Raw genomic sequence first — 22,907 nt, forward strand, 5'->3', positions numbered from 1 at the left:
CTATTCTATCCCGACAGTTCGGATTGAATAACCTCATCGGTTGGCGACCCATCAGACGTGACTGCGCTTTTGACCTGGTCCATCCCGAACTGAGCGACCTGAACCATCATGGCCTTGGCCTTTGCGATGAGTTCGTCGTCGGGAAGACTATGCCCGGCCTGCAGGGTGACTGTAATAAACTCGCCGCCCTCCCCGCGGAATTCCACGACCGGTGCCTGGTCTCGGCTGACGACAATTTCCATCATCTGCATAAGAACCTCCTCCTCGCTTCGACTGTAGCGGCCAGCCGAAGCTAAACGCACGGCCGTCTAATCCTTGACATAAGCCCCAGGCTGACGACCGCCTTTGGGCGCCTTGGCGTCTTTCGAATGCTCGGCCATCGCAGGACCTGCTCCAGAGGTTTTCTCTGCGGCCGGTGAAGGTGTCGCCTGCTTTGGCGGGCTCCTGCCACCCGATTTTTCGGGACGGGGTGATATGCCAACTGAAGAATTGTCTGAAGAAGTCATGGCTCGTTTCCTTGGTTGCGAAATTCCATTACCAACCTGCGAAACGCCGTGACGTTCCATTGCAATTCGTTCGTGAAAACAAGAACTCCGCTGGTGAACCCGGGGCCTCGCTGAGCCAACGGGCTGTTTTCGCAAGACAAACGGTAAATGCCGGCCAGCTCGGGCAAGACAGAGCTTAGCCTGACACATGGCAGCGTGGCAGCAGAATACGAGCCAACACGAAACTCGTAGAGATACCCATCGCCGAACGCGGTGACGGCAGCAGCTTCGGTCATTCTGCAGAATGCGTTTCCAGCGCCGCGGCAATGCCCATCGCCCGAGGTCCAGGAGCCTGAATCCAGCGCCGACCAGCAAAAGGCTCGCGATACAGGCCGAGGCCGCAGTTCAACCGATGAGGAACAATATCTCCCTTTGAAAGTTCTGGCCGACCCATGAAGGAGATATGAAATGTCAGAATCGCGCGAATGGCTTGTCCAATGGCTCAGGGATGCTCACGCCATGGAAGAGCAGGCCGAGACCATGTTGAATGGGCAGTTGAACCGAATTGAGAACTATCCTGAGCTCAGCGAACGGATTCGCCAGCACGTCCAGGAGACCAGGCAGCAGGCTGCTCGGCTGGAAACCTGTCTCGACCGCATCGGACAAGGATCTTCCACACTGAAGGATGCCGGCGGCAAGCTGACGGCGATGGCGCAGTCGCTCAGCGGGGTCTTCGCCGGTGACGAAGTGATGAAAGGATCGCTTGCAAGCTACACGTTCGAGCACATGGAAATCGCCTCCTACACAATCCTTATCGCCGCTGCCAAATCTCTGGGTGAAGCAGAGGTCGCCCAGGTCTGCGAAGAGAACCTGCGTGAGGAAGTCGCAATGGCGGACTGGTTGAAAAGCCATATTCCAGCGACAACCGAGCAGTTCCTGGCGCGGGCCGACTCGGAGAGTGAGAACGCCAAGCGTTGATCAGCCGGTAGCGTCATTGCTAAACAAGCTCGCGCCTTGCGCTGAAGCTCGGCGCAAGGCGCATCGAGGTTGAGCCGTTACCGCTGTGAAAGGCACTTCAAAGTAGGCAGCGCGTGAGTAAGTTTTCCGATTAGCTCTCCGTGCCGCGATAGTATCCTTGACGCCAATTGAACTTGAAATTCCGGACGGAATTCTCTGCCATGTGCCGCTCCTTGAGAGCCCGCCGAACTGCCCATCATACGGATGTTGCTATCGCCCACTTTTTGGCGACAGTTCCCCATCCCCAACCATCTCCGCCAGCCGGCTGAGGAAGTCCACCAAAGCAGCTTGCGGCTCGTCGATTTCGCCGACGACGACCGAAATGCCCCAACGCCCAAGAACGGCCTCCTCCACAGGGTTTCGGCTGGTCATGAGGATGAACGAGGGCGGGCGATCTTTCTCATAGCCGGACCGATGCCACGTCTGCCAGAGACGGTGCAACAGCAACCGAATATTTGGGTCGGAAAGGCTATAGCCAATGAAGAGGATCGTGCTGCCGAGTGCATCCGAGCGAAAACGCACGTCCAGCGGAGAATTGAAGGAGAGGCGATCGAGGTAGTCCGTTTCGGTGAGGACGAGGGACGAATCCTCGTCGAAATCACCATGGAACTTGACGATGTGGGTGATGCCTTGGCGGGCCTGCGCTACATCGCGTGCATTGGCCACTTTCACGTAGTCCCGGCCGTATATCTCATAAGCCAGTTCCAGATTCCGATCATAGTTAGTTGTGTAGATGACAGGGAAGTCGAGCCTCACGATGAGACGATGCAACTCGGATTTCTCGATCCGGTCCTTGGGGACGGACCAGTTTCTGTCCATCCAACTGCGAAGTGGCCCGATGCTGCCATGCTTGATCCGATAGTACTCGGCCAGGGTTTGAAAACGATCGCGTCGCGTGGAAAATTCGTCGTCGACGCCGAGCTCCTTTGCCATTCGCTCTATCAGCTTCTCCCAGGAGGGTAGTCCAACACTGATCGACACCCCTGCCCCAACAAACAGAATTGCGCTGCGATGGCGAATTGCGTTGGCGAGCGAATCTACAGGGTCATCGTTCATCAAGTCTTTCGAGGCCACCCGCGCAGGTCGACCTTCCTCCCTCACATCTGGTCGTTGTTAGGCTGCTTGGTGATCCCCACCTGCCTGGCCAGCTCGGAAAACGGTGGCACACTCGCTTCGAACTGCTTGGTGTTAGCCAGCCGCAAAAGACGCAAAGGGAAACACACTGCGTCGCGGTTAGCAGGCGACATATCCTCGAAGAGGCGCTCATCAACCGTGAACGAGGCTTCGGCGTTTTTCAACGCCGTGTCGATATCATCGACCGAGAGAAGGCCTCTGCGGACCAAGGCGTTATTGACGGCCGCGACCGCCATGAGCAAACCTTCCAATTGCAGGTTGGCGACGTTCATGGGCCATGTCCTTCATATCGTTGGAAGCCCGTCGATAGATAATCCTGCTCCGGAGGCCTTGTGCCGTGCCGGTGATGGGGTTGTCGCTTGCCAGAGCGTTTTGGCTGCGCGGCGGCGCCGGGATTGGCATCTGGTGGCGCCATGGCTTGGATCTCCGCTGGGCTGCTGGACAACTCTCCACATGCCTCGAGGTTCCGGATCGCCATGGCACTACCGTCGGGTGCACGAGGTGATCGAGGTTTGGTCTTCAGACTACGATTCAACAAGCGCGTTACATGGTTCCTCCGCGAGCGCGAGCCGCCTTCGGCAGAAGATGCCAGCCGCGTCCCGCTCTAGCCAAAAGCAACCGTCTGCAAGGCGTTCGGCAACTTTAGAGCTCCGACTGTGCCTCCCAGATGGGCCATATAGAGCCATATAGAAACGACCAAGCTGATGCCTGCTAAGGTCTCGGGATCTCGTTTTATCGGCGACATCAGGCTGCCGCGCTCGGCAGGTCAGCAGATCCGATGGAGGGAACAACCCGGCACGGTGATGGTTCGGTGGCATCAAAGGTGATAGAGAACGATGGGTAAAAAGCCCAAACAGCACACAGAAGCCACGGCGGATCGTGAAAAGGCGATCGAAGCGCTCTACTTTGCGCGCAAGTGCGGCCTCACCAAGGAAGAGGCACTCAAGATGTTCAGGGAAGCCCAAATCAGGATCGATGATGGACCCAAAAGGCACTCCGGCAAGCGAACTTAGAAGCGTTCGTCGAGCGCTCGTCTCAGCCAGCGGCGGCGCATGATCTTCTTCACCTCCGACACGCATTTCAACGATCCCCGCATTCTGCGGCTCGACCCCCGCCCCTTCAGTTCATTGGCGGCGCATGACCAGGCACTGACTGAACTTTGGAACGAGACTGTTGCTCCAAGCGACGAGGTTTGGCACCTCGGCGACTTTGCCAGGGGATCGGCCGAGACAGTGTCTTCATTGCTGTCCTGCCTCCACGGCACCAAGCACCTGATCATCGGCAACAACGACGGCGTGGTAACGCTCCGCGCTTCGGCTTGGGCTAGCGTGCAACACTACAAGGAGCTATCTGTCGAGGGCAGTTTCTTGGTTCTTTGCCACTACCCGTTCCGCACCTGGAACAAGATCGGCAAGAAATCGATAAACCTGCACGGCCATTCTCATGGCCGGCTGAAGCCAATGACGCGCCAGCACGACGTCGGCGTCGACGCCTGGGATTTTCGCCCAGTCACCTTTGCTGCCATACAGGCTAGGCGCCGCCGAGATTGAGGTTAGCACAGCAGATGGCCGAACGATCGATGTCTTCCCGTGGTGATGCTAGCCGCAAACAGGAATCCAGAATCCTGCCCCTGGGGTATTGCAGCCATGCTGGAACGCACCGCGAGTAAACTGGGACCGAGGAGCGCCCCACCCGTCTGCACAGCCGTCACAACCTCTGGGACAGGCGCCGACCCCCGTCGTCACCACGGCGGCGCGCCACTGGCGCCCAATCGTTCATCCACCTCGCTTGAAACGAGCTTCAATCGCCGTCCTTGGCGATCTCAGTGCCAGATTCTCTCTCTAAGCCACTTAAGAAACCTGTTGCCTCCGATCGACCGGCGGACTCTAGCGGCAGCCCACTGCCCTCTGAAGGTGGTTCCGACATGGCAACTGCAGACGATGTCATGCAACTCACCGTCAGACAGTTCGAAGAAGCGCTTTGCTTCCCCATAGGTGTCGTCCTTCATGCCTAACGCACGCAGTAGCGGGTCCTCGAAGGCCACTGTAATTGGCGAGCCCTCACCGCGTGCTGCGTCGCGGGCTTCCCGCTTCAGATACTCAGTGCCGGTAAGGGCTCTCAGGCGTCGCTCGGGATGTTGTGCCAGCAACTCTGCCCAGCGCTCAATACGCTGTTGCCGGGTCATGATCGGGTATGTCGAGAGGGGTTCTACTTCTGCAATTGTCTGCAATTGACTTAGAGTTTGGTGTTCCATCGTCGGCTCCTTTTGATCGAAGTCCCTTCCCCACAAAAACTATCGCGCGCCTACGCACTGACAAGAGCCGGTAAGGCGTCCACTTGCCCGACATGGATTGCGAAATGACAAAAACAGCGCATTGCTCCGCCGGCGCGCGAAACGATATCTCATCCCAAATCAGACCGAAGCCGTTCAGAACGAACAGCTCGCCACCCGCCCACAACAACAATTTAAATTAGTAACGCCTTATGGAACTTTGGGGTTGGCGTTTCATTTCATCGGCATGGAGGCCACTGTAATACAGTGAATTGGATCTCGAGACAGGCACAAGGCCGACAAGGCGCCCCTTCCACGTAGCTTGAGCCAACCAAAAGAAAGACCTGCTTCGCGGTTCGGCGCGTCCGCCATTTCTGACAAAATCGATGTCCGCTTCCAGGCCGGCAAACACACAACCCAAACGACAGGAATGAGGGCGCTTTGCGGACATTCGCATAAGCCCAAAACTGGACCTACATCGAGCCGGCCTATCAACCTGCTGCTGGGCATATTCGAAGAAAAACTGCGCCATGCAAAGCTGCTGGACTACCGTGAAGAATAACTAACATTGGCGAGGGTACTGCCAACGTTGAGGAACAGAACCGTGTGCCTGACGTTGTGCCGGATCGACGTCTAGGAGAAACGGCATGGTGGCGCCACGCGCGGTCTGGAAGGGCTTTCTGAGGGTCGGTTCCGTGTCATGCGGGGTAAAGATAGTGGGTGCCACAAGCGAGGCAACCAAGATCGACTTCAAGATTTTGAACCGCAAGGACGGTTTACCCGTTAAAAGCGCCTATGTCGATGAAGAGACTGGCGACGTTGTCAAAGCCGAGGATCAGATCAAAGGGTATGAGGCGGACAAGGATGATTTCATCCACGTCGAGCCGGACGAGTTAAAGAAACTGAAGCTGACGTCACAGCATACACTTGACGTCGATTCCTTCGTTCCGGTTGCCGAGATCGACACACGTTATCTCGAGAAACCATACTACTTGATCCCGGCAGACGGCGCCTCCCTGGAGGCCTTTGCCGTCCTGCGCGATGCGATGGCCAAGAAACGCGTTGCGGCACGCTCCTGCGTCGTACTCTATCAGCGCGGGCGCGAAGTGTTGATACAGCCCCTTGGAAAAGGGATGTTGCTGACCGAGCTACGGACCCACAATGAGATGACATCGGAAGACACCGTCTTCGACGATGTGAAGAGCGCAAAATATGATTCGGATTTGCTCGAAATCGCGGGGCTTCTCATCGACAAGAAGGTGACAAAGTTCGATCCTTCGAAATTCGAGGACACCTACGAGGACGCGTTGATTGCCATGATTGACGCCAAGCGCAAGGGCAAAAAACCCCCGAAACCGGTACCGAAACCCAAGGAGAACGTGGTCGACTTGGCCTCAGTTCTTCGAAAGAGCCTCGCCAAGGAAGGGATCGGCCAAGATCGGCCAAAGGCCAATAGCCGCAAATCAGCTTAGGTGCTGGAACCGGCACTCGTTCGTTGCTCATCCATATCGCTTGCCGAGAAGCGGAGCCTTGAGCGCGTCTAGCTGATCCTGAAGGCGGCCTTTCTCCACGATCATTCCCTCAGGGCCTTCGCAAACGGCACCGTGCACTGCTCCGTTGCCTCGCTAGACAGATTCACCACTAGCATTTTCGGGAAGGGCCGCGCTCGTGTCCGCACCGTCTGACTGGCGCGTAACATGCTGTGTAACAATCGATTCTTAGATTTCTTGATTTGCTTGGATCGGAAGCAAGAATCGAATCCCACTTCCTCCGCCAGACGTCGAATTGTCCAGCCCGGAGACATGGGTAGCGGTTTGTACCTAAGACATGATGACAACCTCGTGCCCAGCGGGTTGTCGATTGGTTGCAAGGTCCTCTGTTCCAAGTCGATATATCCGAACTGCGAGGTCATCGATCACGAGCGCCCTGTTGCGTCAGGCTGACTTTGAAGTTCGGATAGATGACGTCCATTTCCTCTCGGAAGCGCTCCGCCGAACATCTCCATGGTCCTTTCAATGAGGCGATAGCTAGCCAGGCTGCGCCGACTGTAGTCGCGGCCAATGGATGGAGGAAGTGATCGTTGATGACGGCCGGCCGCCCTGCATTCAGGCGGCTCGTCTTGTGGGCGGGGGTGACCCGGCTCAGCATGTTGGCGCTGGATCGCTCAACGCTTTCGTCACCCCGCCCAGTTCAGCCGGCGGTGCTCGGCACAGGCGTGTTGAGAAGTTGCTGCTCCCAGAGGTACGCGATGCCGCTGCCAGCGGCGTGCTGCTTGAGCACTTCCGTCAGCTCGCCGACGTGCTCGGTACGCGCCCAGTCGCGTTGCCACTCCGATGCCAGCGCCAGCCAGGTCATCATGTTTGCGCCGGCCGCGATCATGCGTTGGATGGCGACCTCGTGCGCTTCGACCGACGTGCCGCCCGAGGCGTCGGCGATGACCGTGGCGTCCCAGCCTTCGCCCAACGCCTGGATAACCGGCATGGCGACGCAGATCTCGGTCCACAGGCCGGCGATGATGAGCTGCCTGCGGCCGGTCGCCTTGACCGCGTTCACGACCTTCCTGTCTTCCCAGGTGTTGATGAACGTCCGGTCGATGACCTCCTGGCCGGGAAATACGTCGGTGATGTGGGGGAAGATCAGGCCGCCCGATCGGCAACGACGCTGGTCAGGATGGTGGGAACGCCGAAGGCCTTTGCGACCTTTGCCAAGGCCGTCGAGTTGTTGACCACTGCATGCGGATCGTGGCTGTTCAGGTTCGAGAGCTGGTAGGGCTGGTGGTCGATCAGAACGAGGACCGAATCCTCGGGGCGAAGAAGTGAATCAAGGCCGTTACGAAAGGTCATAAGAACTTCCTCTCTCTGCCGCCTGGACGGCGTGGGTTTTCCGGGAGACATGCGCCAGCGGGCGACGTTGCCTGAACGCAATTTGCTGTTCCTTTTGGTGATGCGATAGTGCCATAATCAGGCAAGCTGTGTCGCGAAACGAGGAACGCAGAATTGGATATCGAGGATCTACAGACATTCGTCGTAGTGGCCGATGCCGGGGGCGTATCGGCCGCCGCGCGCCGGCTCGGCGTCTCCAAGTCAATTGTCAGTCGGCGGCTCTTTCGGGTTGAAGCAGAACTTGGCGTCCAGCTGCTTGCACGAACGACCCGCGGCGCCTCGCTTACAGAAGCGGGCATCACGTTCAGAGACCATGCGGCCCGAGCCAGCGCCGAGATTGATACGGCCAGGGAAGCGATCCTCCCCACCGGTGAGTTGCGCGGCCGCCTGAGGGTTGCCATGCCGCTTACTTTCGGCGCGACCCATTTTGCTCCCGTGCTCGCGGAAATGGCGCGTCTGCACCCGAAGCTTCACATCCATACTTCTTATAGCGATCGCTTCGTCGATCTCATCGCAGAGGGTTTCGATTGCGCGATCCGGGGCGCCTACCTTCAGGACTCCAACCTGATCGCGAAGCGCGTCGGGCCTATCCATGGAAAGCTTGTCGCGAGCCCGGATTACATCAAAGCGCACGCGTCACCCGAGACTCCGGACGAACTCGTCACCCATCAGGCCCTCATGCAGGGAACGGAAGCCTGGCAGTTCATGGATGGCGACAAGATTGTTACGGTCCAGCCGCAGGGCAGGTTCAAGGCCGACAGCGCCACGGCGCTTGCCGCGACGGCGGCGGCAGGTCTCGGCATCGCCTGGCTCCCCGATTGCATTACACATGAATATGTAGCCTCCGGCGCGCTGGTCCCGATCATGACACGCTATCCGGTACCTCCGGGAGCTGCGTATGTCGTACGCCCGCCGGGGCAGCATCCTACGCGGAAAGTGCGCGTGCTCACCGAGATGCTGATTGAGTATTTCAAACGCAACCCGGATCTTTGGGGTCTTGACGGCTAGGACACGAACGGTTCGAAGCCGTGTCAAAGAACCGCGTTCGACGGTCCTATTACGCCGAGCCGTCGCGTTCGGCGACATTGCTCGCACGTTCCGCGCGTCGGCGCCCTACGCAAAAGGAAGAGCCTTTAGCCTTTGGAAAGGGAGATGTGCTTCTTCTTGAGTGAGCAGGCTGCGCGCCGGCAGCAGAGGCGAATCGATGGATATCTTCGGCATCAAGGCACTGTTGATCTGCGCGCTGATCTTCATTCCGTTCGAACATCTGTTTGCCGAGCGGCCGCAGAAGATCTTCCGCAAGGGCTTCGCTGTCGATCTGATCTATCTGCTGTTCAACGGCTTCATCATAAAGCTGGCCATCGTCATGATGGCGGCAGGCGCGCTCGGTGCCGCTGCGCTCCTGGTCTCGCCGGCGATAACGCAGGCCGTCAGCGGCCAGCCCGTCTGGCTGCAGGTTGCCGAAATCATCGTGATCACCGATATCGGCGTCTACTGGACACATCGGGCCTTCCACAAAATCCCCGCGCTTTGGAAGTTCCATGCCGTTCACCACGGCATTGAGGAACTCGACTGGCTTGGGGCCTTCCACAATCACCCCGTCGACGCCATCGTCACAAAGGCGATATCGCTGACACCGATCTTTTTCCTCGGCTTCTCGGAAGCCTCGATCGCCGTCTTTTCGACCATCTACCTTGGACACACGCTGCTTGTGCATTCAAACGTGCGGATTCCGTTCGGCCCTTTGAAGTGGCTGATCGCCAGCCCGCAGTTCCATCGCTGGCACCATGCCAACCAGCGCGAAGCCTATGACAAGAACTTCGCCGGGCAGTTGCCTTTCCTCGACATGCTGTTCGGCACCTACAATCCCACCGGCGACAAGGTGCCGGACAAGTACGGCGTCGACGATCCGATCCCTTCCACCTATTTCGGTCAGATCGGCTATCCGCTCCTGCGCCGCAGGAAGCTGAACCGAGCAGTGCCGAACACCGAAGCCTGACAGCTGGCCCGACGGTGCGGTATCCACCCCGATCCGCTTTCGGGCCGTAGAACGCCGAACCACGGGAAGGCTTTTCGCGTCGAATCGGCTAAACCCTGAGGCATGAACGAGACGTCTCTCTATGCGCCGGTGAAGCGGTTCCTCGAAAGCCTCGACTTCGTCGTCAAAGGCGAGATCGGCGGCTGCGATGTTGTTGCATTGCGCGAGGGGGAGCCGCCGGTTGTCGTCATCTGCGAGTTGAAGCTGCAGTTCAATCTCGAACTGGTGCTGCAAGGTGTCGATCGCGCGGCGGCCTGCGACGAGGTGTGGCTGGCCGCGCGCATGTCGGCCCGCGGCAAGGGCCGCGAAAGCGACGCCAGATTTCGCAATCTCTGCCGCCGTCTTGGCTTCGGCCTGCTCGGTGTGACCGCGACGGACCGGGTCGAGGTGCTTCTCAGCCCGATCGCGCTGGCGCCGCGCAAGAATGCCCGCCGGCGCTCTCGTCTGGTTGACGAGCACCAGCGCCGTCGCGGCGATCCCGTTGCCGGAGGAGGATCGCGCAATCCGATCATGACGGCCTATCGTCAAAGCGCCCTCGCCTGCGCTGCGGCCATGGTGGACGGACCCAGGCGGCCGCGAGATCTGAAGGCGGTGACGCCGATGGCGCCGAAAATCCTACAGCACAATGTTTATGGCTGGTTCGCGCGCGTCGACCGCGGCCTTTACGATCTCACCGATGCAGGCCGTGCCTCTTTGGTCCGTTGGCCGCAGGCATCGCACGACGACTCCCGACACGCAATTTTGAACGCACCGGCCATATGATTGAAGATGCCGGCGGCGCTCGCGGCGGTCCGCTCGGTTGATTTCTCCGACAAAATATGTTGCTTGTCCCGCCCATGAAGAAGCTCTGCATGACCGCCTTGGCGTCAGTGACACTGAGTTTTCCAGCCAGCGCAATGGACAATGCATTGCGCGCCGGTCTGATGAAACTCGATCCCCAAACCCGTCTTGAACAGCGTTGCGACGCCGAAGTGCTCGACCGCATTACCCATGACGATCGCAAGTTCAAAGCCGATCGCGTCGTCGCCTACGCCTTTGCGACGCCCGAGATGGGTGCCGATGCCATCAAGAGCCCGGGTGCTGCGTTTCGCAGCAAGGGGCAGTGGTACAGGCTGAAATTCAAGTGCCAGACGGCGCCCGACCATATGGAAGTCTTGCAGCTCCGCTACCGGATCGGGGACGAGATTCCGGAAGCCGACTGGGCAAAGTATAATCTCTACGATTGATTTGCGATCGGCCACTGGTTTTGCCTGGCTGTTGGCGAGTGCCGCGAGCCTTGGATCCGGCTTGACGCAACGATGCTTCGGTGATGTCGCCACGCGTCACCCTTGACGCCAAGGGACCACCAAGTTAGGGCCTCTGGATAATCGACGAACACTCGGCAAAATCAGCAAGGGCTTCCTGTCGATGGACATTTTTTTCAGCGCTGCCAGTCTGACCGCCCTGCTGCAGGTCATCGCCATCGACCTCGTGCTGGCCGGAGACAATGCGATCGTCATCGGCCTCGCCGCGGCCGGCCTGCCTGCCGAACAACGCAAGAAGGCGATTCTTCTCGGCGTGGTGGCGGCAACGGTGCTGCGCATCGGGTTTGCCGCAATTACCGTCAAGCTGCTGGCGATCGTCGGCCTGCTGCTGGCCGGCGGCATCCTGCTGCTGTGGGTCTGCTGGAAGATGTATCGCGAGCTGCGCACGTCGCATGCCGACGAGTTGGAAGCGACCGAGGCACTGTCGAATTCGGACCTCAACAGCGACCAGGCGGTCGCCGGCAAGACGAAGCGCAAGACCCTTGGCCAGGCTGCCTTGCAGATTGTCGTCGCCGACGTGTCGATGTCGCTCGACAACGTGCTGGCGGTGGCTGGAGCGGCGCGCGATCATTTTCCGGTGCTGGTCATCGGCCTTGTGTTGTCGATCGCCCTGATGGGGCTGGCCGCGACTTTCATTGCCAAGCTGCTGCATCGCCACCGCTGGATTGCCTATGTCGGCCTGCTGATCATTTTCTATGTGGCTGTGGACATGGTCTATCGTGGCGCGGTGGAGGTCTGGCCGCATGTAAACGGTGCGGTCGGCTGAGGCTGGCGGACATCGGCATCTTCACTCAGTGGAAGCAAGACCGCCGTGCGTTTTGCCGCATCGCGGGTCTGCCCATACCAATGCCGCAATAAGTGTGGTACTGCGCCGGCAATCCTGAAAAGCCCGGAAACGCTCTATGTCCGCTCCACGCGTGAGTTTTGTCAGTCTTGGATGCCCGAAGGCCCTTGTGGATTCGGAGCGCATCATCACGCGCCTGCGCGCCGAAGGTTACGAAATCGCCCGCAAGCATGACGGCGCCGACCTTGTCGTCGTCAACACTTGCGGCTTTCTCGATTCCGCTCGCGACGAGTCGCTCAACGCCATCGGCTCCGCGCTTTCGGAAAACGGCCGGGTGATCGTCACCGGTTGCCTGGGTGCCGAGCCGGACGTCATTCGCGAAAAGCACCCCAATGTGCTGGCGATCACCGGGCCGCAGGCCTATGAGAGCGTGATGGCTGCCGTGCATGAGGCTGCGCCGCCTTCGCACGACCCTTATGTCGATCTTTTGCCGCCGCAGGGTGTCAAGCTGACGCCGCGCCACTACGCCTATCTGAAAATTTCCGAAGGCTGCAACAACCGCTGTACCTTCTGCATCATTCCGGCACTGCGTGGCGACCTCGTCTCGCGGCCGGCGGCCGATGTGCTGCGCGAGGCCGAGAAACTGGCCAAGGCCGGGGTCAAGGAACTTCTGGTCATCTCGCAGGACACCAGCGCCTACGGCATCGACATCAAGTACCAGACGTCGATGTTCGGCGACCGTGAGGTGCGCGCAAAATTCCTCGATCTGTCCGAGGAACTGGGCAAGCTCGGCATCTGGGTGCGCATGCACTATGTCTACCCCTACCCGCATGTCGCCGACGTCATCCCGCTGATGGCAGAGGGCAAGATCCTCCCTTACCTGGATATCCCCTTCCAGCACGCTTCGCCGCAGGTGTTGAAGAACATGCGCCGGCCGGCACACGGCGAAAAGACGCTCGATCGCATTCGCGGCTGGCGTGAGGTCTGCCCGGATCTGGCCATCCGCTCGACCTTCATCGTCGGCTTCCCCGGCGAGACGGACGACGATTTCGAGATGCTGCTCGACTGGCTCGACGAGGCCAAGATCGATCGCGCCGGCTGCTTCAAATACGAGCCGGTCCGGGGCGCCCGCTCCAACGATCTCGGTCTCGAACAGGTTCCCCAAGAGATCAAGGAGGCGCGCTGGCACCGCTTCATGCAGCGCCAGCAGAAGATTTCGGCGACACAGCTGGCCAGGAAGGTCGGCAAGCGCCTGCCGGTGCTGATCGACGAGGCGCACGGCACGTCGGCAAAGGGCCGCACCAAATACGACGCGCCCGAGATCGACGGCTCGGTGCACATCCAGTCGCGCCGCCCGCTGCGCCAAGGCGACATCGTCACCGTCAAGATCGACCGTGCCGATGCCTATGACCTCTATGGTTCGGCGGTCTGACGGTCCGTATTTACTACATCTGGCGATAATTCAGCCGTCTTAACCCGCGCAGCCGCGATCCGCTCTATGGTTTGCGGACCGTAGATGCGGGAAATGCGGATGAACACCAGACCTGCGGAACAAAATTACATCGCGACGCTGGACCTGCTCAGGCTGGCGGCAGCACTTGCCGTCGTGTTCTTCCACTATTTCTTTCGCGGCGCTGCCGCCGAAGGCTACCTTGCGCAAGGCTATCCGCTTGCCGCACCATTCGCCCTCTACGGCTATCTCGGCGTCAACCTGTTCTTCCTGATCAGCGGTTTCGTTATTGCCTGGTCGGCGGAAAACCGGAGCTGGGATCAGTTTGCGATCGCGCGGTTCGTTCGCCTCTATCCGGGTTTTCTGTTCTGCATGACGATCACCTTCGCGATTGTCTTCCTTGTTGGGTCGCCGCTGCTTTCGGCCTCTTTCGTTCAGTATGCCGCCAATCTGTCGATGTTCGCGCCGGCCTTCGGCCAGCCCTTCATGGACGGCGTCTACTGGTCGATCGTGCTTGAACTGGTGTTCTACGGATGGATCACGCTGGCCCTGTTCACCGGGCTCTTCCAGAAACGCAAGCTGGAGCTGATCTTCATCTGGCTGGCGATCTCGGCCTTGAACGAGTTCTTCATCGGCAGCGGCGGAGCCAGGCTGCTGTTCCTCACCGAGTTCGGCCCGTTCTTCGCCGCCGGCGTGCTGGTCCACCAAATCCATTCGCATGGCCGTTCTGTGCCGGCCCTGCTGCTGCTTGCCGCCGCGTTCCTGATCTCCTGCGGAACGCTATCGGTGACGCAGCACTGGATGCTTGGCCACTACGGCATTGCCGTTGCCTCGGCCAATCTCGTCGTCGCCAACGTCGTCATGCACGCGGCCTTGATCGGCGCGGTGCTGCTGCGCGACCGTGTCAGGGCATCGGGGCTCACTCTGGCGCTGGGCGGGCTGACCTATCCGCTCTATTTGCTGCACCAGGACATCGGCTATCTCGCCATCAATGCGGCAACGCCCCTTGTCGGCAAATGGATTGCCGCTCTTGGTTGCGTCGTGCTCATGCTTTTCATTTCGTGGGCGATCTGTCGCACCTGCGAACAACCGGTACAGCGGTTGCTCAGGTTTTGGCTCGGCCGCGCGGTCGATGCCGGACGAACGCGGTTTCGTCGCCCCTCTGCCGGCACACAGCCCGCCGAATGAAGAAGGGCGCCTCGCGGCGCCCCTCCGTCTCATGTCTCGCGCTGCTTATTTCGGCAGCTTGTCGTCGACGCCTTTCACATAAAAATTCATGCCGAGCAGCGTGCCGTCGTCGGCGACTTCACCATCCTTCAGCCACGGCGTGCCGTCCTGCTTGGCAACCGGTCCGGTGAAGGGATTCCAGCCGCCGGCGATCTTCTTTTCGGTGGCTTCGGCCATCGCCTTCACGTCGTCGGGCATGTTGGTGTAGGCCGACATCTTGACGGCGCCGTCCTTGATGCCGAGCCAGACATTGTCCGGCTTCCAGGTGCCGTCGAGCGCGGCCTGGACGCGGCTGATGTAATAGGGACCCCATTCGTCGGTGAGCGAGGTCAACTGCGCGTTCGGCGCGAACTTGATCATGTCGGAGGACTGGCCGAAGCCTTTCAGCTTGCGCTCCTCGGCCACCTGCAGGGCAGCGGTGGAATCGGTGTGCTGGACGATGATGTCGGCGCCCTGGTCGAACAGCGCCTTGGCAGCGTCGGCTTCCTTGCCCGGATCGAACCAGGAGTTCACCCAGACGATCTTGGCCTTGAAATTCGGGTTGATCGACTGCGCGCCGAGCATGAAGGAGTTGATGCCCATCACCACTTCGGGGATCGGGAAGGAAACGATATAGCCGGCGACCCCTGCCTTCGATTCCTTGGCGGCGATCTGGCCAAGAATGTAGCGGCCTTCGTAGAAGCGCGCATTGTAGATGCCGAGATTGTCAGCGGTCTTGTAACCGGTGGCGTGCTCGAACATCACTTTCGGGAATTTCTTGGCGACCTTCACTTCCGGGTCCATGAAGCCGAAGGAGGTGCCGAAGATGATCTTGCAGCCTTCGCGTGCCAGGCGCTCGAAAGCACGGTCGGCATCGGGGCCTTCCGAGACGTTTTCGAGATAGGCGGTCTCGACCTTGTCACCGAGCGCCTTCTCCACCTCGAGACGGCCCTGGTCGTGCTGGTAGGAGTAGCCGAAGTCGCCGATCGGGCCGGTGTAGACCCAGCAGGCCTTCAGCTTGTCCGCGGCCTCGGCCGTCGCTGCCAGCGACATGGCGGCGGTCGTGGTCATCAGGGCAATAAGCAGTTTTTTCATCGTGTTACCTCTCTGAGTTAAGCCTTGGAGCTTCCCGTTTGTTTTTATTGTCAACGATCCGGAACGAATGGCTGCCCCAAGGAAGCCGGCGTGTTCATCATCGTCAGACGCTTGTTGCGCGAGATTAGAACGAGAACCACGACGGTTGCCAGATAGGGCAGCGAAGAAAGGAACTGCGAGGGCACCGGAATGCCAAAAGCCTGTGCATGAAGCTGGCCGATCCACACCGCGCCGAAGATGTAGGCGCCGGCCAGCACCCGCCATGGCCGCCAGGAGGCGAACACCACCAGCGCCAGCGCGATCCAGCCGCGGCCGGCACTCATGTTCTCCACCCATTGCGGCGTGTAGACCAGCGAGAGATGGCCGCCGGCAAGGCCGGCACAGGCACCGCCGAAGATGACCGCGAGGTAGCGATAACGGATCACCTTGATGCCAAGCGCATGCGCCGAGGTGTGGCTGTCGCCGATCGAACGCAGCGTCAGTCCGGTCCGGGTCTTGAACAGGAACCACATGACGGCCGCGGTCAGCGCGATCGAGATGTAGAAGATCGGATCCTGCCCGAACAGCAGCCTGCCGACCACAGGGATTTCCGTCAGGCCGGGAATGTAGAGGTTGGGCAGCCTTTCGCCGGGCTGGCCGACGAAGCTGGTGCCCATCATGCCGGACAGGCCAAGGCCGAGCAGCGTCAGCGACAGGCCGGTCGCCACCTGGTTGGTGGCCAGCGACAGCGTCATGACGGCAAACAGCAGCGAGAATACCGCGCCCATGGCGATTGCCGCCAAAAGGCCGATCCAGGGCGAACCGGTGAGATAGGTCGCGCCGAATCCGCCGACGGCGCCCATGATCATCATGCCTTCGACGCCGAGATTGAGCACGCCGGAGCGCTCGACCACCAGCTCGCCGATTGCCGCGATCAACAGCGGCGTTGCCGCGGTGGCGATGGTCAGAAGGATGTTTACGGTGATGTCCATCAACGGGCTTCCTTCAGCTTCGGTGCGGCTTCGAGTTTGGCCACGCCTTCCGGTTTGGTCAGCGCCAGGCCGATCACGCGGATGCGGTAGTGGATGAGCGTGTCGCAGCCGAGCACGAAGAACAGCAGCATGCCCTGGAACACCCGCGCCACCTTGTCGGAAATGCCGAGCGCGCTTTGCACCGCTTCGCCGCCGAGATAGGTCAGTGCCAGAACCAGTCCGGCGGCAACGATGCCAAGCGGGTTGAGACGGCCAAGGAACGCCACGATGATGGCGGTGAAGCCATAGCCGGGCGAAATGACAGGCTGCAGTTGCCCGATGGCGCCCGAGACCTCGGAGATGCCGGCGAGTCCCGCCAGCGCGCCTGACAGCAGGAAAGCAAAAAAGACCATGCGGTTGAGGCCGAAGCCGGCGAAGCGCCCTGCCCGCGGGCTTGAGCCCAGCACGCGCACCTCAAAACCTTTCAGCATGCGGCTCATCAGGATCCAGACCAGCACCGCGGCGACCAATGCGAAGACAAAACCCCAGTTTGCCCGCCCGGCATCCGGCATCAGCTCCGGCAACACGGCCGAATCGTTGAACTGGATGGTCTGCGGGAAACCATGGCCCTGCGGATCGCGCCAGGGTCCGCGCACCAGCCAGTCGAGGAAGAGCTGCGCGACATAGACCAGCATCAGGCTGGTCAGTATCTCGTTGGTGCCGAAGCGAGTCTTGAGCAGAGCCGGGATCGCCGCATAGGCCGCGCCGCCGACCATGCCGAGCAAAAGCATCAGCGGCAGCACCAGCGGACCTTCGAACTGCGGAAACAGCACCGGAATCATCGAACCGGCAATGCCGCCGAGGATGAACTGGCCTTCGGCGCCGATGTTCCAGATGTTGGCCTTGTAGCAGACCGACAGGCCGACAGCGATCAGGATGAGCGGCGCTGCCTTGATCGCCAGTTCATGCAGCTGCCAGACCTGGCTGATCGGCTCGATGAAATAGATATTGAACGCGGTCAGGGGATTGACACCGAGCAGCGCGAACATGACGGCGCCGGCAATGATGGTCAGCGCAAAGGCGATGAACGGCGACAGGGCCGAAAAAAGCATGGAACGCTGCGGGCGTTTGACGAGTTCGAGGCGCATCATGCCGTCTCCAGCGAGTGTTCGGCGTGGCCTGGTTCGGCGCCGCCCATCAGCAAACCTACCTTTTCGAAGGTTGCCTCGGCGATCGGCATCGGCTTCGACAGCTCGCCATTGTGCATGACCGCGATCGCATCCGATATCTCGAACAGCTCGTCGAGATCCTGGCTGATCACCAGCACCGCCGATCCGCTGCGCGACAGCTCGATCAAGGCCTGGCGGATGTGGGCGGCAGCGCCCGCGTCGACGCCCCAGGTCGGCTGGTTCACCACCATGACGCTCGGCCGGCGGTCGAGTTCACGGCCGACGATGAATTTCTGCAGATTGCCACCCGAAAGGGCCGCAGCCTCCGGATCCGGCGCACTCTTGCGCACATCCATCGCCTCGATGATGCGCTGGGAGGCGGCTTGGATGGCACCGCTCTTCACCATCCCGCCGGAACCGACGAACGCCTTGCCGTCGGTGGCATGGCGCGACAGCAGCAGGTTTTCAGAAAGCTTCATGCGCGGTGCCGCACCGTGGCCGAGGCGCTCCTCCGGCACGAAGGCGGCGCCCAGCAGTCGGCGTCCGGTGATGCTAAGGCCTCCCGCATCCTTGCCACGAATGCGCACCGAGGCGGCATTCTGCTGCAGCACTTCGCCTGAAACGGATTCGAAGAACTCGCCCTGGCCGTTGCCGGCGACGCCGGCGATGCCGATCACCTCGCCAGCGCGGACGTTCAGGTTGATGCCCTTGAGCGGTATCGAGAACGGTGTTGCCGGTTTGCGATTGAGATTGCGGATTTCGAGCAGCGGTGGCGCCTTGTCGATGCCCTCGACCGGCGCGCGCACCACGGCCTGCACCTCGTTGCCGACCATCATGCGAGCCAGCGAAGAGGCTGTTTCCTCACGCGGATTGCAGTGGCCGACCACCTTGCCGTGACGCAGCACCGTGGCGCGGTCGCAGATGCGTTTGACCTCTTCGAGCCGGTGCGAGATGTAGAGGATGGATTTGCCTTCCGAGCGCAAACGCTCCAGCGTCTCGAACAGCTTGTCGGCTTCCTGCGGCGTCAGCACCGAGGTCGGCTCGTCGAGGATGATGAGCTGCGGCGTCTGCAGCAGGCAGCGGATGATCTCGATGCGCTGGCGCTCACCCACCGACAGGTCGCCGACAAGCGATTCAGGATCGAGCGGCAGGCCATAGCTGAAGGAAAGCGCCCTCGCCTTGGCCGCGATGCTGCTGATCGGCGAGCCGTCGTCCAGCGATAGCGCGATGTTTTCGGCCGCGGTCAGCGCCTCGAACAGCGAAAAATGCTGGAACACCATGCCGATGCCGAGTTTTTTCGCGGCGCCGGGGTTGGAAATCCTGACCGCCTGGCCGTTCCAGAAGATCTCTCCGGAATTGGGCTCCAGCGAGCCGAACAGCATCTTGACCAGTGTCGACTTACCGGCGCCGTTTTCGCCGAGCAAAGCGTGGATTTCACCTCTGGCGATGTCGAGATCGATGTGATCGCACGCCGTCAGCGTGCCGAATATCTTGGTGAGGCTACGCACCTCGAGCAGGTTCGTGCCGTCCTGATTTGCACTCACAGTGCCTCCCATCTGGTTAGCCAGACATGTTCTGTGTTCCCGCAGGCATGGTAGGCGCGGCCGGCTCTCATCGGAAAGCGGCACGCGTCTTGAAAGAGCTTCAAGAATTTCAGCGGAAATTCAAGGGATAGCAAGGCAGAACGAACTAAGGGATGAGAATGGTCGTCCCTGTGGTCCTGCGGCCCTCGAGATCGGAATGCGCCTTGCCGGCGTCTTTGAGCGCATAGCGCTGGTTGATCTTGATCTTGACGGCGCCACTGAGCACGACTTCGAACAGGGCAGCGGCGGAGGCCTCGAGGTCTTCGCGCTTTGCGTTGTAGACGAACAGCGTCGGCCTTGTAGCGGACAACGAGCCCTTCTGAGCCAGCAATGACATGCTGAACGGCGGTATAGGTCCGGAGGACTGGCCGAAGCTGACGAACATGCCGAGCGGCCTCAGGCAGTCGAGCGAAGCCGGAAACGTGTCGTTGCCAACCGAATCGTAGACGACATCGCACTTCCTGCCGCCGGTGATGGCAGCAACCCCGGCGACGAAATCCTGTTCCTTGTAGTTGATGACATGGTCGAAACCATGCGCCCTCGCGAGCTCGATCTTGTCGGACGAGCTGGCGGTGCCGATGACGGTCGCGCCGAGGTGTTTTGCCCATTGGCCGAGGATCAGCCCGACGCCGCCGGCCGCGGCGTGGAACAGGATCGTGTCGCCTGCCTTCACCTTGAACGTCCGGCGCAGCAGATATTCCGCCGTCATGCCCTTCAGCATCATCGCGGCGGCCTGTTCGTCGCTGATGCCATCCGGAACCTTGACGACCCGGCTGGCATCGATGACGCGCTCTTGCGCATAAGCCCCCGTCGTCACCGCATAGGCGATGCGATCGCCCGGATTCAGCCAGTCGACGCCCTGGCCGACCTCCAGCACCACGCCGGCGGCTTCGCTGCCTGGCACGAGCGGGAAGCCGCCGGGCGGCGGATAGAGGCCAGAGCGATGATAGACATCGATGAAATTGAGGCCGATCGCGGTGTGCCGGACCAGGATCTGCCCGGATCCCGGCTGACCGAGGTCGGCGTCCTCGTAGGTCAGGACTTCCGGGCCGCCGTTGGCGTGAATGCGGATCGCTTTGGACATTGCTAGGCTTCCTGTGGGGCTAGGCTCTCTGTGGGAGTGGCTGATCAGGCCTTTTTGGCACCGAGATTGGGAAAGAACTGCATGATGCCACCGATGCAGGCAAGGTAAAGCCCGGTGATGGTGATGCCGATCTTGGTGAAGGTGCTGACCTGCTCGCCCAGCACGCCGATCTGATCGTAGAAGGCAGCGAGTGCCGCCTGGGCCAGGGCAAGCGCGCCGAAAGCGCACCACAAGAGAGTCATCCCAAGGTTGATGCGCCGCAGCCGCACCACCCGCACCGGGTGGATGAAGTTGATCGGTACGAAAGTCAGGACGCCGGCCACCACCACCACCGCAAACGAAACCCATTGTCCGGGCTCGATGACGAACAGGGTGAACACCACCATGTTCCAGACCACGGGGAACCCCTTGAAGAAATTCTCCTTCGTCTTCATGCCGGTGTCGGCATAGTAGATGGCGCTGGAGACGACGATGATCGCCGCAGACAGGAATGACAGGCCCTCGCCCATGAAGCCGCGCTGATAGAGCGCGAAGGCCGGGATCAGCACGTAGGTCACGTAGTCGATGATGTTGTCGAGCAGTTCGCCCGACCAAGTCGGCAGGATTTCCTTGACCTCGAGCTTCCGCGCGATCGGCCCATCGATGCCGTCGACGAACAATGCCAGCCCGAGCCACCAGAACATCGCCGTCCAGCGCTCTTCGCTTGCCGCTACCAGCGACAGGAAGGCCAGGAACGACCCCGAGGCGGTCAAGAGGTGGACGGAGAACGCTCTCGCCTGTGGCCAGGTGACCTTCTTCTTCGGGCGCGGAATCCGGTCCGTGATCTTTTTGGCGGCTTTTCGGGCCGTTGTGTTCTTGCTCACGGGCCCCGCCAATCCAGCTTGCAGATTTCGGCCGAACGGCCGGCGAAATTCCAGTTGCGGCCGAAAGCCCGCATCTTGCTCTTGTCGGACCGGGCCACGATGATCTCAGGCGCGATCCAGTATTCCGAATTGCTGATCACCGTGTCCTTGTCGCGGTCCTTGCCGGGGATGGGTGTCACCGCTCCGTCGATAATCTTCGGTATCTGGAATATACGCGTCTTGTCACGCGTCTCATAGGTGATCGGCACCTGCTCGACGCCGAGGAATTTGCCGACGAGGATGGAGAGCAGCGATGTGGTTCCGCCTGCCTTGCCGGTGAAGATCTTGGTCAGCGCCTTGACCGCGTAGACAGAGGCGCGGCTGTCGATGAACAGGCCCGCGGTCCAGTTGCCGCGGCTCATGTAGCCGGGAATTTCCATGACCAGCCCGAGATTGAGGCCGGACAGATCTACTTCACCGAAATGGCCGGCATCGATGCGAAATCCCGCCCAGGTCTGGCAGTAGCCTTCGGTCGGCGGATGATTGCCAAGCGACAGCACGCAGGGGCAAAAAACCGTGCAATTGCAGGAGAGTACGAGCTCTCCCTTCATCGCCCAGCTCTGGTCTGCCATCGATTTTCCCCCACTCACAGCGAGACTACTAGCAGCGCGGCTGCCCAGACAAGCAGTATCGCACCGGCCAGCCGGGTTGGAACCCTGCTGGCGGTTTGTTTTTCGATCAGGGTGAACAGCCCGATCAACGCCATCCAGAAAATGTTCATGACGCCAACGGCGAACATCACCAGCATCAAGGCCCAGCAGCAGCCGAGACACCACAGACCTTGAGCGACACCGAGCCGAAAGACGCTGGCCGGCCTGGCGCTCCAGTTCGCGAAAAGGATCGAGAACGGGTTCTTGCATTTCTTCAGGCAAGCTTCCTTCAGGCCGCTGAACTGGTAGAGGCCGGCAATCAGGAGAGCGAGCGCAGCGGCAAGGCCGACGACCGGATCGAGCATCCCGGCTGACGAGGCGAATGCATGGGCGGCCAAGGTCAGCGCCGCGAACATCATTGAAGCGGCGAGCCAGACGCTGAGGTAACCGGCGACCAGCACCAGCGGGTGAACGACCGGTTCGCCCTTGATGCGAGCCGTGTCAGTGATTTCGCAATAGGTGCGGATCATCGGCGCAGCCGAAGGCAACATCGTCGCAATCGCCATCAGGAGCCACATGAAAACGAGCGCGCCGGCCTGCAAGCCGAGACTTGCGTCCAAAGGCACCGGTGAGAGGCACAGCACAAAGAACCGTTCCAGGAAATCGGGCAGCGGCAGTTGCGGCAGGCTGCGCAGGATCGTGTCGCCAGGGGCGCCGACGCCCGCAATCCCTGTTTCAGCCCCGCGGATTGCCATCGCCGCAAGAGACAGCCAGGCAAGCAGGATGCAAGCGCCGACAACGACGTTTACCGTGACGCGAGGATTGCGCGCGATGCCGGCCATGGCGCGGCCGGCGCGGTCGAGATGCCTAAAGTCGTCCTGCTGGCCGGTCATGACATCCGAATGGGCCGAATCGCCGCGTTGATCAAGCGGCATGATCTGACCTATATGCTCATCGAACGG

24 protein-coding genes and 1 pseudogene are annotated in these 22,907 nt (G+C 60.5%); 11 read left to right on the forward strand and 14 right to left on the reverse strand.

The window, feature by feature from the left end:
* Positions 1-5: 5 nt before the first annotated feature.
* Both NKI69_RS12485 and NKI69_RS12490 read right to left on the reverse strand, forming a co-directional pair.
* The gene (locus tag NKI69_RS12485) at positions 6-251 is read right to left on the reverse strand and encodes a hypothetical protein (RefSeq protein WP_128305831.1); all 246 of its coding nucleotides are present in this window, start codon (positions 249-251) and stop codon (positions 6-8) included.
* A gap of 251 nt (positions 252-502) precedes the next feature.
* Positions 503-781, reverse strand: a complete 279-nt coding sequence (locus tag NKI69_RS12490; RefSeq protein WP_352442907.1) for a hypothetical protein — start codon at positions 779-781, stop codon at positions 503-505.
* 172 nt (positions 782-953) lie between these two features.
* Between NKI69_RS12490 and NKI69_RS12495 the strand changes: the two genes are divergently transcribed.
* A complete protein-coding gene (locus NKI69_RS12495) occupies positions 954-1,463 on the forward strand; it encodes a ferritin-like domain-containing protein (protein ID WP_128305833.1) in 510 nt (169 codons plus the stop codon).
* A gap of 249 nt (positions 1,464-1,712) precedes the next feature.
* On the opposite strand, the gene NKI69_RS12500 is transcribed toward NKI69_RS12495, so the two are convergent.
* Positions 1,713-2,558 (reverse strand): SIR2 family NAD-dependent protein deacylase, encoded by an 846-nt coding sequence (locus NKI69_RS12500; RefSeq protein WP_352721471.1) that lies wholly within the window; start codon positions 2,556-2,558, stop codon positions 1,713-1,715.
* A 41-nt stretch (positions 2,559-2,599) separates the two neighbouring features.
* Entirely contained in the window at positions 2,600-2,908 is a 309-nt protein-coding gene (locus NKI69_RS12505; protein WP_023811900.1) for a hypothetical protein, read from the reverse strand.
* A gap of 564 nt (positions 2,909-3,472) precedes the next feature.
* On the opposite strand from NKI69_RS12505, the gene NKI69_RS12510 reads away from it, so the two are divergent.
* Both NKI69_RS12510 and NKI69_RS12515 read left to right on the forward strand, forming a co-directional pair.
* Positions 3,473-3,649 carry a hypothetical protein gene (locus tag NKI69_RS12510; RefSeq protein WP_352442909.1) on the forward strand — a complete coding sequence of 59 codons (177 nt, stop codon included), beginning with the start codon at positions 3,473-3,475 and terminating at the stop codon, positions 3,647-3,649.
* A gap of 39 nt (positions 3,650-3,688) precedes the next feature.
* Entirely contained in the window at positions 3,689-4,186 is a 498-nt protein-coding gene (locus NKI69_RS12515; protein ID WP_352721473.1) for a metallophosphoesterase family protein, read from the forward strand.
* A gap of 272 nt (positions 4,187-4,458) precedes the next feature.
* Here the strand turns inward: NKI69_RS12515 and NKI69_RS12520 are convergent, their stop codons facing one another.
* On the reverse strand, positions 4,459-4,890 hold the full coding sequence (locus tag NKI69_RS12520; protein WP_352721475.1) for a hypothetical protein: 432 nt from the start codon (positions 4,888-4,890) through the stop codon (positions 4,459-4,461).
* Between the two features lie 665 nt (positions 4,891-5,555).
* Between NKI69_RS12520 and ku the strand changes: the two genes are divergently transcribed.
* A complete protein-coding gene (gene ku, locus NKI69_RS12525) occupies positions 5,556-6,380 on the forward strand; it encodes a non-homologous end joining protein Ku (RefSeq protein WP_023811897.1) in 825 nt (274 codons plus the stop codon).
* A gap of 718 nt (positions 6,381-7,098) precedes the next feature.
* Here the strand turns inward: ku and NKI69_RS12530 are convergent.
* A pseudogene (locus NKI69_RS12530) lies at positions 7,099-7,751 on the reverse strand (hydrolase).
* Between the two features lie 153 nt (positions 7,752-7,904).
* On the opposite strand from NKI69_RS12530, the gene NKI69_RS12535 reads away from it, so the two are divergent.
* The 7 genes from NKI69_RS12535 to NKI69_RS12565 all read left to right on the forward strand — a co-directional run bounded on the left by NKI69_RS12535 (position 7,905) and on the right by NKI69_RS12565 (position 14,554).
* Complete coding sequence (locus NKI69_RS12535) at positions 7,905-8,798, forward strand: LysR family transcriptional regulator (RefSeq protein WP_023811896.1); 894 nt, start codon at positions 7,905-7,907, stop codon at positions 8,796-8,798.
* Positions 8,799-8,994: 196 nt separating this feature from the next.
* A complete protein-coding gene (locus NKI69_RS12540; protein ID WP_023811895.1) occupies positions 8,995-9,789 on the forward strand; it encodes a sterol desaturase family protein in 795 nt (264 codons plus the stop codon).
* Positions 9,790-9,891: 102 nt separating this feature from the next.
* Positions 9,892-10,590, forward strand: a complete 699-nt coding sequence (locus NKI69_RS12545) for a DUF2161 domain-containing phosphodiesterase (RefSeq protein WP_023811894.1) — start codon at positions 9,892-9,894, stop codon at positions 10,588-10,590.
* Between the two features lie 56 nt (positions 10,591-10,646).
* A complete protein-coding gene (locus NKI69_RS12550; RefSeq protein ID WP_032909322.1) occupies positions 10,647-11,054 on the forward strand; it encodes a DUF930 domain-containing protein in 408 nt (135 codons plus the stop codon).
* Positions 11,055-11,235: 181 nt separating this feature from the next.
* Entirely contained in the window at positions 11,236-11,898 is a 663-nt protein-coding gene (locus tag NKI69_RS12555) for a TerC family protein (RefSeq protein WP_023811892.1), read from the forward strand.
* A 136-nt stretch (positions 11,899-12,034) separates the two neighbouring features.
* Entirely contained in the window at positions 12,035-13,348 is a 1,314-nt protein-coding gene (gene rimO, locus NKI69_RS12560; RefSeq protein WP_128305838.1) for a 30S ribosomal protein S12 methylthiotransferase RimO, read from the forward strand.
* A 99-nt stretch (positions 13,349-13,447) separates the two neighbouring features.
* Positions 13,448-14,554 (forward strand): acyltransferase family protein, encoded by a 1,107-nt coding sequence (locus tag NKI69_RS12565; RefSeq protein ID WP_352721479.1) that lies wholly within the window; start codon positions 13,448-13,450, stop codon positions 14,552-14,554.
* Between the two features lie 45 nt (positions 14,555-14,599).
* On the opposite strand, the gene NKI69_RS12570 is transcribed toward NKI69_RS12565, so the two are convergent.
* The 8 genes from NKI69_RS12570 to NKI69_RS12605 form a co-directional block, all read right to left on the reverse strand.
* The gene (locus NKI69_RS12570) at positions 14,600-15,667 is read right to left on the reverse strand and encodes a BMP family ABC transporter substrate-binding protein (RefSeq protein WP_023811889.1); all 1,068 of its coding nucleotides are present in this window, start codon (positions 15,665-15,667) and stop codon (positions 14,600-14,602) included.
* Positions 15,668-15,717: 50 nt separating this feature from the next.
* Positions 15,718-16,638 carry an ABC transporter permease gene (locus NKI69_RS12575; RefSeq protein WP_031213469.1) on the reverse strand — a complete coding sequence of 307 codons (921 nt, stop codon included), beginning with the start codon at positions 16,636-16,638 and terminating at the stop codon, positions 15,718-15,720.
* On the reverse strand, positions 16,638-17,768 hold the full coding sequence (locus NKI69_RS12580; RefSeq protein ID WP_352721481.1) for an ABC transporter permease: 1,131 nt from the start codon (positions 17,766-17,768) through the stop codon (positions 16,638-16,640). The genes NKI69_RS12575 and NKI69_RS12580 overlap by 1 nt, the downstream gene beginning before the upstream one ends.
* Complete coding sequence (locus NKI69_RS12585; protein WP_023811886.1) at positions 17,765-19,342, reverse strand: ABC transporter ATP-binding protein; 1,578 nt, start codon at positions 19,340-19,342, stop codon at positions 17,765-17,767. Before NKI69_RS12585 ends, NKI69_RS12580 begins: the two co-directional genes overlap by 4 nt.
* Positions 19,343-19,475: 133 nt before the next feature.
* Positions 19,476-20,453: a quinone oxidoreductase family protein gene (locus NKI69_RS12590; RefSeq protein WP_352721483.1), complete on the reverse strand. Its 978-nt coding sequence runs from the start codon at positions 20,451-20,453 to the stop codon at positions 19,476-19,478.
* Between the two features lie 44 nt (positions 20,454-20,497).
* On the reverse strand, positions 20,498-21,316 hold the full coding sequence (pcsA, locus tag NKI69_RS12595; protein WP_023811884.1) for a phosphatidylcholine synthase: 819 nt from the start codon (positions 21,314-21,316) through the stop codon (positions 20,498-20,500).
* Complete coding sequence (locus tag NKI69_RS12600; RefSeq protein ID WP_352721485.1) at positions 21,313-21,927, reverse strand: DUF1326 domain-containing protein; 615 nt, start codon at positions 21,925-21,927, stop codon at positions 21,313-21,315. The genes pcsA and NKI69_RS12600 overlap by 4 nt, the downstream gene beginning before the upstream one ends.
* Before the next feature lie 14 nt (positions 21,928-21,941).
* On the reverse strand, positions 21,942-22,880 hold the full coding sequence (locus NKI69_RS12605) for a DUF2182 domain-containing protein (protein WP_352721487.1): 939 nt from the start codon (positions 22,878-22,880) through the stop codon (positions 21,942-21,944).
* Between the last annotated feature and the right edge of the window lie 27 nt (positions 22,881-22,907).

Origin of the sequence: Mesorhizobium sp. M0491 (genome assembly GCF_040321265.1) — a bacterium.
Lineage (GTDB): Bacteria > Pseudomonadota > Alphaproteobacteria > Rhizobiales > Rhizobiaceae > Mesorhizobium.

What these genes read in the sequence shown, in the direction of transcription:
- NKI69_RS12485 (WP_128305831.1), bottom strand. Translation starts at nt 251, where the DNA reads ATGCAGATGATGGAAATTGTCGTCAGCCGAGACCAGGCACCGGTCGTG.
- NKI69_RS12580 (WP_352721481.1), bottom strand. Translation starts at nt 17,768, where the DNA reads ATGATGCGCCTCGAACTCGTCAAACGCCCGCAGCGTTCCATGCTTTTT.
- NKI69_RS12550 (WP_032909322.1), top strand. Translation starts at nt 10,647, where the DNA reads ATGTTGCTTGTCCCGCCCATGAAGAAGCTCTGCATGACCGCCTTGGCG.
- NKI69_RS12605 (WP_352721487.1), bottom strand. Translation starts at nt 22,880, where the DNA reads ATGCCGCTTGATCAACGCGGCGATTCGGCCCATTCGGATGTCATGACC.
- NKI69_RS12490 (WP_352442907.1), bottom strand. Translation starts at nt 781, where the DNA reads ATGACCGAAGCTGCTGCCGTCACCGCGTTCGGCGATGGGTATCTCTAC.
- NKI69_RS12540 (WP_023811895.1), top strand. Translation starts at nt 8,995, where the DNA reads ATGGATATCTTCGGCATCAAGGCACTGTTGATCTGCGCGCTGATCTTC.
- NKI69_RS12600 (WP_352721485.1), bottom strand. Translation starts at nt 21,927, where the DNA reads ATGGCAGACCAGAGCTGGGCGATGAAGGGAGAGCTCGTACTCTCCTGC.
- NKI69_RS12515 (WP_352721473.1), top strand. Translation starts at nt 3,689, where the DNA reads ATGATCTTCTTCACCTCCGACACGCATTTCAACGATCCCCGCATTCTG.
- NKI69_RS12545 (WP_023811894.1), top strand. Translation starts at nt 9,892, where the DNA reads ATGAACGAGACGTCTCTCTATGCGCCGGTGAAGCGGTTCCTCGAAAGC.
- NKI69_RS12575 (WP_031213469.1), bottom strand. Translation starts at nt 16,638, where the DNA reads ATGGACATCACCGTAAACATCCTTCTGACCATCGCCACCGCGGCAACG.
- NKI69_RS12500 (WP_352721471.1), bottom strand. Translation starts at nt 2,558, where the DNA reads ATGAACGATGACCCTGTAGATTCGCTCGCCAACGCAATTCGCCATCGC.
- NKI69_RS12495 (WP_128305833.1), top strand. Translation starts at nt 954, where the DNA reads ATGTCAGAATCGCGCGAATGGCTTGTCCAATGGCTCAGGGATGCTCAC.
- NKI69_RS12520 (WP_352721475.1), bottom strand. Translation starts at nt 4,890, where the DNA reads ATGGAACACCAAACTCTAAGTCAATTGCAGACAATTGCAGAAGTAGAA.
- NKI69_RS12510 (WP_352442909.1), top strand. Translation starts at nt 3,473, where the DNA reads ATGGGTAAAAAGCCCAAACAGCACACAGAAGCCACGGCGGATCGTGAA.
- NKI69_RS12570 (WP_023811889.1), bottom strand. Translation starts at nt 15,667, where the DNA reads ATGAAAAAACTGCTTATTGCCCTGATGACCACGACCGCCGCCATGTCG.
- NKI69_RS12585 (WP_023811886.1), bottom strand. Translation starts at nt 19,342, where the DNA reads ATGGGAGGCACTGTGAGTGCAAATCAGGACGGCACGAACCTGCTCGAG.
- NKI69_RS12505 (WP_023811900.1), bottom strand. Translation starts at nt 2,908, where the DNA reads ATGAACGTCGCCAACCTGCAATTGGAAGGTTTGCTCATGGCGGTCGCG.
- NKI69_RS12565 (WP_352721479.1), top strand. Translation starts at nt 13,448, where the DNA reads ATGAACACCAGACCTGCGGAACAAAATTACATCGCGACGCTGGACCTG.
- rimO (WP_128305838.1), top strand. Translation starts at nt 12,035, where the DNA reads ATGTCCGCTCCACGCGTGAGTTTTGTCAGTCTTGGATGCCCGAAGGCC.
- NKI69_RS12555 (WP_023811892.1), top strand. Translation starts at nt 11,236, where the DNA reads ATGGACATTTTTTTCAGCGCTGCCAGTCTGACCGCCCTGCTGCAGGTC.
- ku (WP_023811897.1), top strand. Translation starts at nt 5,556, where the DNA reads ATGGTGGCGCCACGCGCGGTCTGGAAGGGCTTTCTGAGGGTCGGTTCC.
- NKI69_RS12590 (WP_352721483.1), bottom strand. Translation starts at nt 20,453, where the DNA reads ATGTCCAAAGCGATCCGCATTCACGCCAACGGCGGCCCGGAAGTCCTG.